Annotated in this window: 12 protein-coding genes and 1 pseudogene; 7 read left to right on the top strand and 6 right to left on the bottom strand. The window is 64.8% G+C overall.

The window, feature by feature from the left end:
- Window positions 1-191: 191 nt before the first annotated feature.
- Window positions 192-1,766 (top strand): alkaline phosphatase, encoded by a 1,575-nt coding sequence (locus CJ179_RS48300; RefSeq protein ID WP_095866228.1) that lies wholly within the window; start codon window positions 192-194, stop codon window positions 1,764-1,766.
- Between the two features lie 158 nt (window positions 1,767-1,924).
- On the opposite strand, the gene CJ179_RS48295 is transcribed toward CJ179_RS48300, so the two are convergent.
- The 4 genes from CJ179_RS48295 to CJ179_RS48280 form a co-directional block, all read right to left on the bottom strand.
- On the bottom strand, window positions 1,925-2,713 hold the full coding sequence (locus CJ179_RS48295) for an alpha/beta fold hydrolase (RefSeq protein WP_095866227.1): 789 nt from the start codon (window positions 2,711-2,713) through the stop codon (window positions 1,925-1,927).
- 102 nt (window positions 2,714-2,815) lie between these two features.
- Window positions 2,816-4,294 (bottom strand): hypothetical protein, encoded by a 1,479-nt coding sequence (locus CJ179_RS48290; protein ID WP_143549075.1) that lies wholly within the window; start codon window positions 4,292-4,294, stop codon window positions 2,816-2,818.
- 438 nt (window positions 4,295-4,732) lie between these two features.
- Window positions 4,733-5,047 (bottom strand): ribbon-helix-helix domain-containing protein, encoded by a 315-nt coding sequence (locus CJ179_RS48285; RefSeq protein WP_054247528.1) that lies wholly within the window; start codon window positions 5,045-5,047, stop codon window positions 4,733-4,735.
- Between the two features lie 61 nt (window positions 5,048-5,108).
- Window positions 5,109-5,384, bottom strand: coding sequence for a hypothetical protein (locus CJ179_RS48280; protein WP_095866225.1), 276 nt, complete (start codon window positions 5,382-5,384; stop codon window positions 5,109-5,111).
- Window positions 5,385-5,741: 357 nt separating this feature from the next.
- Here CJ179_RS48280 and CJ179_RS48275 point away from each other — a divergent pair.
- Together CJ179_RS48275 and CJ179_RS48270 are read left to right on the top strand one after the other, a co-directional pair.
- Window positions 5,742-5,954, top strand: a pseudogene (locus tag CJ179_RS48275) (response regulator transcription factor); the annotation flags it as partial.
- Between the two features lie 223 nt (window positions 5,955-6,177).
- Window positions 6,178-6,771, top strand: coding sequence for a hypothetical protein (locus CJ179_RS48270; RefSeq protein ID WP_257016345.1), 594 nt, complete (start codon window positions 6,178-6,180; stop codon window positions 6,769-6,771).
- A 169-nt stretch (window positions 6,772-6,940) separates the two neighbouring features.
- On the opposite strand, the gene CJ179_RS48265 is transcribed toward CJ179_RS48270, so the two are convergent.
- A complete protein-coding gene (locus CJ179_RS48265) occupies window positions 6,941-7,933 on the bottom strand; it encodes a hypothetical protein (RefSeq protein ID WP_095866224.1) in 993 nt (330 codons plus the stop codon).
- 317 nt (window positions 7,934-8,250) lie between these two features.
- Between CJ179_RS48265 and CJ179_RS48260 the strand changes: the two genes are divergently transcribed.
- From CJ179_RS48260 to CJ179_RS48245, 4 genes are all read left to right on the top strand, one after another.
- Entirely contained in the window at window positions 8,251-9,126 is an 876-nt protein-coding gene (locus tag CJ179_RS48260; protein ID WP_095866223.1) for a hypothetical protein, read from the top strand.
- Window positions 9,127-9,137: 11 nt separating this feature from the next.
- Window positions 9,138-9,347, top strand: coding sequence for a hypothetical protein (locus CJ179_RS48255; protein ID WP_041813653.1), 210 nt, complete (start codon window positions 9,138-9,140; stop codon window positions 9,345-9,347).
- 80 nt (window positions 9,348-9,427) lie between these two features.
- Window positions 9,428-9,799 carry a hypothetical protein gene (locus CJ179_RS48250; RefSeq protein ID WP_095866222.1) on the top strand — a complete coding sequence of 124 codons (372 nt, stop codon included), beginning with the start codon at window positions 9,428-9,430 and terminating at the stop codon, window positions 9,797-9,799.
- 418 nt (window positions 9,800-10,217) lie between these two features.
- Complete coding sequence (locus CJ179_RS48245) at window positions 10,218-11,429, top strand: pentapeptide repeat-containing protein (RefSeq protein WP_257016344.1); 1,212 nt, start codon at window positions 10,218-10,220, stop codon at window positions 11,427-11,429.
- A 37-nt stretch (window positions 11,430-11,466) separates the two neighbouring features.
- Here the strand turns inward: CJ179_RS48245 and CJ179_RS48240 are convergent, their stop codons facing one another.
- A complete protein-coding gene (locus CJ179_RS48240; protein WP_218834950.1) occupies window positions 11,467-12,270 on the bottom strand; it encodes a phosphoadenosine phosphosulfate reductase family protein in 804 nt (267 codons plus the stop codon).
- Window positions 12,271-12,283: the final 13 nt, after the last annotated feature.

Below are 12,283 nucleotides of genomic sequence, written 5' to 3'. Positions count from 1 at the left end.
CGCTTCCGCGGCCGGCGAGCACAGCGTCTTCAGAACACTCTGAAAGTGCGCGACGTGCGCTTACCGGCGGCCCGTACCGTCGCCGTCTCGGGTGCTCTCGGACTCAGGGTGGAGAGGGTGGCCACACCCCGTCCGGGTCGCCCATCGGCCGGGCCCGGCTCGCCGATCGGAGCCTGGATATACCGTGGTGTATGGCCCTCTCCCGTCGGCAGTTGTTGCGAGTAGGTGTGGCCGGATCGGCTGCGCTGCTGGTGGGTACGTCCGCGGTGAGCAGCGCCCCGTTGCCCGCGCCGCAGTGGCGAGGAGACCCGTTCGGACTCGGTGTGGCATCGGGAGATCCGACACCCGATGGTGTCGTCCTGTGGACCCGCCTGGCACCGGATCCCCTTGCCCCCGGCGGGCGCGGCGGCATGGGGTGGGATCCGGTGACCGTCGAATACGAAGTCGCGCACGACGAGAGCTTCCGGCAGCTGGTGACGCGCGGTACGGCGGTCGCGACCCGCGAACTCGCCCACAGCGTGCACCCGGCGATCCACGGCTTGGAGCCCGCTCGCTGGTACTTCTACCGATTCCGTGCCGGCTCGGCGATCTCCCCGGTGGGCCGGACCCGCACGGCCCCGGCTCCGGGGCAGCCCACCGCGCGGATGCGGTTCGCGTTCGCCTCCTGCCAGTCGTGGAGTTCGGGCTTCTACACCGCATACGAGCACATGAGCGACGAGGACCTCGATCTGGTCGTCCATCTGGGCGACTACATCTACGAGCGCGGGTGGAGGCGCGGCCGCGAGGGAATGTCGATGGGAGTCGACCGCGGCGAAGCCGTCGATCTGCCCAGCTACCGGCTGCACTACGCCCAGTACAAAGCCGAGCAGCCGCTGCGCGACGCCCATGCAGCGTTTCCCTGGATCGTGACCATGGACGATCACGAGGTCGACAACAACTGGGCCGCCGATTCACCGGGACTGGGCTTCGATATCTACCGAATCTCCGCACTGTTCCGCCGCCGCCGCGCTGCCGCCTTCCAGGCGCTGTACGAGCACCAGCCGCTACGGCTCACCCAACTGCCTTCCGGGGAGGGGATGCGCCTGCACCGCCGCTACCGGTTCGGTGATCTCGCGGAGCTCACCACGCTCGATACCCGGCAATACCGGGACCGGCAGGCCTGCGGGGGAAACGTCACCGCGGACTGCGCCGACCGGCTCGACACCGACCGCACGATACTGGGTGCACAGCAACGTAACTGGCTGCTCAACGGATTCACCGGCTCCCCGGCCCGTTGGCAGATCATCGGCAATCAGGTGGCGATGGGCCAGACCGACAACGACCCCGGCCCGGACACCGTCGTGTCCTCCGACTCGTGGGACGGATACGTCGCCGATCGCAACACCGTCCTCGGCGCCGCAGCCGATCGCGGCGTCCGCAACCTGGTGGTGATCACCGGCGACCGTCACCAGAACATCGTCGCCGACCTGCGCCGGGACTACGCCGACCCGCAATCATCGGTCGTCGCGTCGGAATTCTCGGGAACGTCGATCACCTCCGCCGGCGACGGCGCCGACATGAATGACACCGGGCGCCGTCTGCTGGCCGCCAATCCCGACATGAAGTTCTTCAACGCGCAGCGTGGATACGTGCGCGTCGACCTGGACCACCGGTTGTGGCGCAACGACTTCCGCGTCGTGCCCTATATCCGGCGCCCGGGCGCACCCATCCACACCCGCGCCAGCTTCGTGGTCCAGGACCAGGTAGCCAGTGCCATCGAGGCATGAGGGCCGGACACGGCCACCCACGACACGGCAAGCCCGATCCACCCCGGGCCCGCAGACCGGGCACCGCTGAGCGGTGGTGCCAGTGCCGAGCCGCGACGCCCCAGGGTGCGCCTGTCGGACGAACGTGGCTCGGGCACGCACGGGGACGGGTAATGGCCTCAGTTGTCGAGGAATCGGCGGATCAGCGGGACGACGGCGTCGGCGAGATCGTCCGCCGTCTCGAGCGCGTCGAACGACACGTTCCGCGCGAGTGTCGCATGCGGGATTGTCGCGCTCATCCGTTCGGCGAGCTCGGCCGGATGGCGCTCGTCGGCGCCGGGGACGATGAGCACCGGAACGTCGATCGCACCGAGTTCGTCGAGCGTGCGGAACGAGCGGTCACGCCCAATGGCGGCCGCGGCGGCGACGCTCCCCGGATCGGCACGCGGTATCGCCGAGCGCACCAGGTTCCCGATCAGCGGTTGCAGGTGGGGAAGGAACAACTCCCACGCCGCTTCGATACCGTCGCCTCGCACCCGCTCGGCGAAGCGGTCCATCAACGCGGTTTCGGCCAGTTTCGCCTCGTCGTCCTCGATATCCTCGGCGCTGATCACCACGACCGCCCGCACGCGTGAGGGGAAGGCCAGAGCGGCGCGTAAGGCGATGGTGCCGCCCAGGCCGGTCCCGCCGACCACCGCCTCCGACGCGCCCAGGTGGTCGAGGAGGGCGATCACGTCGTCGGCGTAGCGACTCCACGTGTGCAGCGCCGGATCCCGGCACACCGAGCGGCCGTATCCCCGCACGTCCGGGACAACAACGGTGAACCGGTCTTCGAGACGCTTCGCCATCGGCAGCAAGCTGTGATGATCCGGGCCACCGCCGTGCAGCAGTGCGACGACCGGGCCGCTCCCGCATGCGGCGGCGAACAAGCGGGTTCCGTCGCCGCCGCGGTAGTCGATTTCACGCATCGCCGTCCGTTTCTCATCTGAGTCGCAGGAGGATGCGAAACTGTCGCTCTGGGCCTCTGGGTGCCGCCCCGGCGAGAAAGTGCCGCGCCCGTCGTGTGGTAATTAACTCGGCATAGCGATGGCGACTACCGAGATGAATATTGCAAGGATCGCCAAGACCATTGCGATCTGTTGCAGCCGGAAATTGGCGGCCGTCGACTCGATCGATGCTCGCAGTTCCAGCTCTGACCTGAGCAGCGGAATGGTCTCGCCAAACCATTCAGCGCGGTCTTCGAGCGACGTCCTCAGCATCTTGTCGAAGAAGAACTCGTCAACCTGACCGTCACCCCAGTCATGAATCTGTTTGTATTCATCAAGCTCATAGGTCCAGCGGCGATCGTTGGAGACCCACTTGCCAACCTCATTCGAGACAATCGTGGCATCAAAGATCGTGTTGCTCAAAAGTTTGCTCGCGCGCTCCAACGAGTCGATGGTCTCTGTGCGCAAGGCGTTCTGGCCGACCTGTTTGATGAAGTTCCACCTGCTTTTCTCTCTTGTTGGATTGCGCGCCAAGTCATCGCGAAGCTGCGCTATCGTTCCTTCGTAGCATTCGATGAGGCACTTGATCGCCCATCGCACCATGAGTCCGCCGAAGCGGTTCTCGATGAAGTGGTCGTCGGTGTAGGGCCCGCCAAAGGTAACGCCGTCGCGTGGGGATTCATCGACGGTGAGCTTGTGGCCGCACACTATCGTCCACGGATCGTCATCGGGTCTGAAGGAAGTAGCAATCTTCCAGTCGGGCGTAGAAGAGCCGGTATAGGCGTCTCCCTCAACATCAATGGAGAGCAAGTATCGGTAGTCCTCGAGATGGCTGCTGATCTCCTCAACCGGTACGTCCGGCAACTGAGGTCGGGTGAAAGGCGCCGCAAGCTTTGTCGTGATGACTTCAATCGCAGGCAGCGATGCCTTTTTGAAGTCGGCGATCATCGTGCCAGGGAAGACACGGGCAACCCACTGGCTTGCCGCTTCGCGAACACGCGTGCGTTCTTGCGCAATCGCTGCTTGCTTGCGATGAAACGCAGTGTGGTGGCGAAGACCTCTGCCGACGGTGTCGATGCGCAAATATCTGTTCGTGTTCAGCTCATCGTTCAGGGCATTGGCCGATACGTCGGAGAGGGTAAACGTAGCTAGGAGGACTACCACGCTCGGGATCGGCGATATCGCTTTGAGCCGAACCCGATCGAAATCCTCTGGCAGGTCGGCAGCGATGTCATCCATCCACTTTCGTTCAGTTCCCCGCCGGTAGAGTGATGCGGCAACTACCCAACCGCCTGTGCTGCTAGTGCGTCTGACCGAATCGGCCCATTCGTAAATGTCGGGTCCGCCAAACGGATTGTCAGGTTCGATGTCGAGTGCCTTGCATCCTTCGACCAGTCGATCTAGATCGCCACCGACGTAGCACTCGGAAACCTGCAGCACACGGCGCTGGACATCTTCTCCGGAAGGCAAGCGCGTTGACTCGTTCTGCCTCTCATCCAGTTCACGATCGAAGTCCCCCTCCGGGTCTGGATATTCGGGCCGATCTTCGTGAACTACCGCCATTGTTCTTGATGTCCAATCTGTGACTGGGCGCAGCAGCCTCTCCACTGGGCGTGTTGCTCGTCACGAGCGTTCTTTGCCTAATGTGACCCGTTCGGCTGCACGCTACCTTGAGTGCATCTATAGAGGGAATGGCACACGCAACTCCGTCGGGCGTCGCGCAAACCACTGCTGTGGCGGGAGGGACGTGTCGTCTGCCCTGGTCGAACATGGTCACGGCTGCCCAAGCCACTTGGCATGAAACCGCCGCAGCGGCCGCGAGTGTATAACGCCGTTACCTGAGGGATAGCTTGTCCCCGTGGATGATTCGTGTCCGTGGCGACGCGCGGTGTGCTGCGCGGTGGCTCACCGAAGCGAGGGCCGAGGGCAGAGCGAATCGAAATTTTCACCTCCCGCATGACCGCCTCCGCTGTTACGGGTCGGTCGCGGCCTGGTTTGTGGTCAGGCGGAGTGCCTCTGGATGTACTCTTCGACGGCCTCACGCATCAGTTCGCTGGGCTTGCGGTGCTGGCGTTCGGCGAGTTCGTCGAGCTTGTTGCTCAGCGGCGCCGGCAGTCGGACTTGCCGCTTGGGTGATTCGCCGCTGGCGCCGGCCAAGGACGGACGGCCGGCGCCCACCCTTTCGAGCAGTTCGCGCCCTGCTGCGGCGGCCTCGGCGCCCCGCTTGGCGGTTGCCGAGTTCTTCGGCAGCGTCATCTCGTGCTCGGCCCACTCGGCGAGCTCGTCGTAATCGGAGTTCTTATCGTTGCTGTTCATCGGTATGTCACCTCTTCGAATGTGGTTGGACCGGATGCCTGCGCAACCGGGGATCGGGCGGTCACGGCTGGTCCTTCATGCGGTGGAGATGCTTCTGCCGCGCCTGCATCACATGGAAAACCACCATCCCCCGCGGGGGAACGATCTCCACCATGACTTCGAGCAACGAACCCCCAGGTGTGCGCGGAGGGCCGATGAAGAGCCAAGGCTTCGAGTGGCCGGGAACGCGTGGTTCGTCGAACTCTTGCTCGACGTAGACGGCGTTCTCGATCGCGTGCAACGCGTCGTCGCGGTCGATGCCGTGCTTGTCTGCGCTGCTCGTCCATTCGATCGCCACACCAATACTGTACTACAGAAATAGGGATTCTGTACTACGAAATTAGGGAATCGGCACCTGGATCGAGTGAGGACCGCCTCTTGGAACGCCATTTGGTCCGCGGGCGAGGTCTTGTTGCGGTAGGTCTCGCACCGTCTGTCGCCTTGGAAGTTGGCCGAGGGGCTTGGTCTTCGCGAAAATCGGGCTGCTGGTTGCTAATGGCGACCGAGCTCTTCTCGTCTGCTCGTGGCGACGATCGGGGGCTGTGACCTGCTGTGACGACATGTCCTGGTTTGTGATGTGGGGGTGCCGGCGACTGTCGGAGGGTCGGCGCGCCGGGGTGTGGGGGTGTCGGCGGGCGCGGTCAGCAACTGCGCGGGATCGGGACCTACGAGTCTGACCCGTCGGGAACAGCAGGTAGTCGAACTTGTCGCCGAGGGCCTCACCAAGAAGTCGATCGCCGACAGGCTCGTCATTTCGCAACTCACCGCGCAGGGGCATGTCGAGCACACATTCTCCAAGCTGGGATTTACCTCCCGTGCTCAAATCGCGGCCTGGATCATCGAGCAGAAGCAGGGCCGGCAGTCCTGATCGCACCGAGCCGAGGCCGTCACGGCGGCCTTGGCTGAACCGAATGGGTCGAACAGCGGCAACGAGCAGATGCGCGTGGTAGTACGACAGCGAACGCGAAGACTGAATCAACCTTTGTAGCAACAATATTCGGATACCCATTCGGTGGATCGCGTACGCGCGGTTGTGTCGGTCCGGGCGTGGCGCCGGGGTGTTGGCCGACGCGGTGGTTAGGCTCGGGGAGGTGAGCGGTAGTGAGCGGGTGGTGATGTTCGACATCGATGGTGGGCTGGCGGACCTGTCGGAATTCGCTCACATCCTGGCCGGCGACTCGGAGGGGAGTCGCCGGCGGGCATGGCAGCGGTTCTTTGAACATGTCGGGCAAGCGGCAGTGGTCGAGCCGGGACGGGACCTGGTGGAGGCGGTGGCCGGTCTGGGATTTGTTCCGGTGTACTCGACGACCCGGCCGGTCTCGTGCGCGGGGCAGACCCGGGTGTGGCTCGGCGAGCACGGATTTCCGCAAGGGCGAGCGTTGTTGTGCCGCTCACGTGATGATGTCCGGCCGGCCGTCGAGGTCAAGGCTGGCCATTGTCGGGCGGTCGGGCGGTGGTTGTCGGCGTTCGTCGACGACGAATCGGAGATCGTGGGCGCACTACGATCCCGCGGTGTCCGTGCGCATTCGTTCGACGGTTTGTCCGAGCTCGGGGTACGGGGGCTGCGAGAGGCGGTGGCCGCGCGGATACCCGACACATTGAGCGACGTCGGGGTGCACCGGCCACGGCGTCCCCGCATCGCGCGACACCATCGACAGGGGCCGGTGGCACAGAGATCGAGCTAAGAAGGGTTTGACGACCTCCCGCCCGATGGTGCGCCTTACCGCAGGGCGGGGGCATAGGCACGTTGGCAAGGCGTGCTCGCCGCGGGGTGGTTCTGGGCCGATGCGGCCTCGGGAGCGGTCTTCGAGGATTTTGATGCGACGCGCGGCCTTGGTCCAGCGTCCTGGTGGATCAGTTCGAGTGGTTGCGGATGTGCGTAGCGGCGTCCTCGATGGTCGCGAATGTCGCCATAGTCGTGCCGATGTCCGTAACTGCCCAGACATGATGCGCTGGTGTACTGGTGGCCGTTCCTGGGCTGAGGGCGTATTCGAGTCCTTTCGCTTTTGCTGCGGATCGGACGTCTTTGGCGGTGAGTTTCTTCGGACCACCCCACTTCAATCCGTCCTGCCGGGCCCTGGCCTGTGCAGTGAGTTGGTACTCGGTGGGCGCCCCGAGCTCTTGCGCGGCGGTGCGGAGCTGCGACCGGAGCGACCGTCGGTCCTTCTGGATGAAGCGAACCGCGGACAGTGCCCACAGCATCGAACAAGCGATGAAATGGATGAACGGTGCCTGGTCGGGTTCCTCAGGTTCAGGAACGAACTCGTAACCGTTCGATCCGGGCGACTCGTCGAGCGCTAGGTACTGGTCGGTCAGCATTGGTGAGGCATGGTTGAAGCCACACAGGAAACGGTAGATCACGTACAGATCGCGACCCCGTTCGAGATCGTTGGTCATCTCCGCAAAAGCGTCGGCTTGCGTGCCGGACGACGATTCGATCCCGAGGGGCTCGATACTTGCGACCTTGGCGGCCACCTCGCGGAGTTCCGGGCTGTCCGCTTTGCGCAGAGAGGCTCGAATTGCTCGTCGGGTGGCAGGTTCCTGCGCGAGCCACGCCTGGACTCCGTCCGCGGACTGGGCTATCCACATGGCGGTGATCGAGCACTCGAAGCACGCCCTGATAGTCGGTATCGAGACCAGCACGCCGTCGGAGTCAATGTCATCGAGGGCAGCAACTGCCAGTCGGCGCACGTGATGGGCGAGCGACAGCACCCGGGTAGCCTTCGCAGGATCGAACGGTCCGCCGCTGATCACCGTGAACGAGCCGTCCTCGAGGCATTCATCCCAGATACTGACGAGTTGTCGCGCGATCGCGGCGTAGTTCGAGGGCGTTTCCGTGAGACTCACGGACCGATGTTATCGGCGTGGTGGGAGCGAACCGGTGGCACGTCCAGCGGAACGCCTAATCCGATCCGCCGAAGTAGCGGCCCTCAATGCACCGTCGACCGCAGTAGCGCAGTGCGTTTCGGTATGCTGGTGTGTGTTCGGCGGAAACGTCGAAAGCACGCGTGGGAGCGAGTTGCTGGTTGGTCACCGGTTTGCTTCTTCCGCGGTAGACCCGCCTTGTGGTCGGGTCCGAGCGTGGCAGGCCGTCAATTGGGACACTAATGCCTGCCACGCTTCGTCATATCTGGGGCGTGTTCGACGCAGCGGGAGGGGATCTGGTGGCGTACAACGTGAGCCCGGATGCGCCGCCGACCCGTCTGGATCCGGAGGCCGGCACCAGCACCACGCCGGCGGCCAAGCCCGCCGGCTATCGGTCGGCTACCACCTACGACGACCGCGCCCAGGAGCGCGACGGTGCACGCCAGCTGGACCGGATGGTCGAGGACGCGGAGTTCACCCGGGCCCGCAAGGACCTCGAGCGCGCCTTCCCCCGCGCGACCGTCCCCGAGGTGTCCGAGCGTAAACGCCGGGAGCTGCCGATCCCGGATTCGATTCGCCAGCCGCCGAGTTCGCGCCAACGCAAGGTGCGGTCGGTGAACAAGCACAAGGCGCAGTCGCAGTTGCCGAAGGTCGGCTACACCGGCGTGCAGGACCTGGTCAGCGACCCGGACCGGTGGAAGACCGTCGGCGAGGCACTGTCCGCGGCGCGCGGTGACGCGCAGCAACTCGACGAGAAGATGCGTTCCCAGGTCCAGCGGGTGGACCGGGCCATTCAGACCGCCGAACGGTTCAACGACCGCGGCCACATCCTGTACTGCGCGGTGACCCTCCCGCACGCGGTGCCGCAGCAGGCGGCGAATCTGCCCGCGACCCTGCAGCCGGGATCCCGCTTGGATTTCGACCGGCACACGATGGCCACCCACGCCGCTCACGAGCTCGATGGAACGCTGGGCGATCGGGATGTGGTGTTCGAGATCGAAACCGGCCGAGGTATGTATCTGGGCCGCTCGGATACGGTCGACGACACCGCGCACCTGCTGCCGCGAGGGATGCGGCTCGAGGTGGTCTCGGCCGGGGAGGGGCGATACCGTCGCCCTGACGGCAGTATCGGCCGGCGGATGATCGTGCAGCTGCGGGACATCACCGAGGAATGAGGGGAATGAGGATGGGACTGTTCACCGACGACAAGGGCCGCCCCGAGCTCGTGGTCCATCCGGACATCAAGCTGGGACGGGCGACGTTCCGGCCGGTCGACGATGAACCCGAGCCGGAGGAGACACCGAAGCAGCGTGCCCGCCGCGAGCTGAAACTACGACTGGGCGCCGAGCTCCGCGCGAAAGAAGAAACCGGAGACACCAACCCCGAGAAGGGGTGACGCCTCCGGCTCATCCTGTGCATATTCAGTGATCCGACTATAGCCACAAATTGCGATAACGCTAGAAAGGCGAGTGGCACGTGTATCAACGGCCGGCGACCGAGGACGAAATCCGCGACAAGGCCCCTGGACTCACCGCCAGCAATAGCGGCGGCGCGTTCGACGAGAACGGGAACGTGGTCGGCGGTACCACCACCTATCTGATCACTGTCACCGAGCCGCGCGACAGATGGTGCACGCGGAACGATCTCATCGACTGGGGCTACAGCGATGCAGGGATCGACCGCTTCTTCGGACCGGAATCCGAGGGTCCGGAGGGAATTACCGGGTGGACGTGCGAACACATCGACCATATCGAGGCGACGGTCGTCGTCCCCGCACTGCGCATGGTGGACGAGGCATTCTCCGACCCCGAGACGCCTGCTTCCATTCTCCGCGCGGCATCGACCTGATTCCGTCCCTGAGCGGTCGCCCAGACCGCTTCGCGTAGTTCCCGTCACTGCCCCTGGGGGACATGCCATGTCCGCAGGTCAGTCCCGCTAATATTCCGGTGACGCCGACTAGCGTTCGCGCGTGACAGGACACTGCGCACCTGTTGCCGCGCGGGATGCGGTTCGAGGTGATCTCGGCCGGTGAGGGGCGCTATCGTCGCGCGGACAGCAGCATCGGCCAGCGGATGATCGTGCAGCTTCGGGATAGCACCGAGGAATGAGGGATACGCGATGGGACTGTTCACCAACGACAAGGGCCGACCCGAGTTGGCGTGACCGGTGGGTGCCACCGTCTACCGACGTCGGGCTGTCCGGCACGATATGGGGCATGCGCCTACGTACGCTTGTGATCTGGGGTACCACTGCCTGGGCGTTCGCCGTGATCGGTGTCTTCTATTACCTGCTGTGGCTGCAAACTCGCCAGCCGTATACGCCGTTCGGATTCCTGGACGATGCCACAGGCGACCAGCTGTTCAACGCCGCGCGGACCTCGGCGACGCTTCTCGGTGTCTCCGGTCTCGGAGGGGCGGCGCTGATTGCGTATCGCAAGCAGCGTTCGACCGAAGAAACCCTCGACAACGAGCGTGTCAGCGCGTTGCACGAGCGGTACAGCACGGCCGCGGAACAGCTCGGCCACGACAACCCTGCGATTCGGCTCGCCGGAGTTTACGGTCTCGCGTCACTCGCCGACGACTGGAAGTCGGCAGGCCGGCACGGCGAAACGCAAGTCTGCATAGATCTACTGTGCGCCTATCTACGTGCGGAGAACGTGCACATGGACCGTCGTGAACTCGATGTGCGAACGGCGATTGTCGCGGCGATCCATTCTCGGCTGCGTTCCGGGGATTCGGGCCGGCCGAGCTGGCGTCGCTATCGATTCGACCTGAGCGGGACGGACATGGAGGAAGCGGATTTGAGCCGCGCCGAGCTGGTCCACATGGACCTGATGGGCGTCTCGCTCGTGCGGGCGAACCTGGCCCGCTCGGTGCTGGGTGTCGACGTGCGGTTGCGTGACAGCTTCACCGATCAGCTCGAAGATTCCATGCGGTCGAAGAATGCACCTCCACGACCTCCTCGCGGGGACACCGTGTATCTCGGCCCGATGCTCGAAGGTGTCCATCTGACGGAAGCCAACATGCGCGGTGCCCAACTGCCTGGCTGCAATCTCGCCCACGCTCGACTGTGGGAAGCCGACCTGACCGACGCTGACATGACGCAAACGAATCTGATCACCGCAGAACTGTCGAACGCAATCCTGGTGAGGGCGAAACTCGTTGGCGCTGTGATGTGCGACAGGTCAGCTGACGGCGATCTTTCCTATGCCAAGTTGGACGGGGCGAATTTGACGAAGGCACACCTGAAGTACGCCGTGATCGGGCCGGTCAACCTCGCTGGGGCGAACCTGTCTGACGCCGACCTGAGATACGCCTACATCGGGGCGGCGGACCTTTCCCGCGCGGACCTTTCCGGCGCGGATCTTCGTCACACGGATCTCGGTGCAGCCCAACTGACCGGAATCAAGCATGACAATGCGACACAGTGGCCCACCGGCTTCGACGTGAATTCCGTGGCCAGCGCCGATACGCCATAGCGGGTCGCGCATGCTGGCGGGGCCTAGCAACAGAGAGTCACACCAGTTGACGGATGCGGGGGAGCACGTCGGCGAGTTCCTCGAAGAGCGGAGGCCAGCCGCGGCGTAGCCAGGTCAGCCGGCCGCGATCGAGGTGGCTACCGTCGACCAGGTGGGAGAGGCGGTGCTGTTGCGCGGGGACACCCAGCTCACGGAGTTTGGCGTAGACGGGGTTCACGGGCAGCTGATGTCGGGCGACGTGCGCCCAGACGTCCTCGGTGGTCCAGTTCCAGATCGGCCCGTACGCGGTGGTGCCGTCGCCGCGGGTGGTGATGCCGTCTCGGCGGCCACCTCGGGTGTAGAGGTGCCGGCGGGCGGCGGATTCGTCGGCCCGCACACCCCACAGCTCACCCGGCCCCAGCAATGAGTGGGCGCGACGGGCGGGTTGAGCGATCAGGACGTGGTGGAGATCCACCCTCGCGGCCGCACCGTCGGTGGGGGCGGAATGATCCCAGAGCCCGGAGTCGGCGAGCACCTGCAGTAGCGGTGGGTCGGTGGGGATGCGGTGCAGGTCCAGCTGCCAGGTGTGGGCGAGTTCGGTGAGGTAGTCGTAGGTTTCGGGGTAGTCGAGGCCGGAGTCGAAGAACACCACCGGCACATCCGGTTCGACGCGCCGGGCAAGGTCGAGGACGACGAGGGAGTCCTTGCCGCCGGAGAACGCGACGTACCCGTCATGCTGCGCGAGGTGCGCCTCGATCCGGGTCAGGATGTCGGCGACGGCGCTCGGGCAGGCTTTCGCCGACGGTGCCCGCAGACCGCGGAGCATCGCCAGGTCTAGGCCGGGGTCCGGTGCGTTCACCACAGCTGGCAGGTTA

The sequence above is a fragment of the Rhodococcus sp. ACS1 genome, assembly GCF_002300155.1.
Classification (GTDB): Bacteria; Actinomycetota; Actinomycetes; order Mycobacteriales; family Mycobacteriaceae; genus Rhodococcus_F; species Rhodococcus_F koreensis.
Note: the sequence above shows the minus strand (reverse complement) of the source record. Positions and strands in the feature narration are given on the sequence as shown.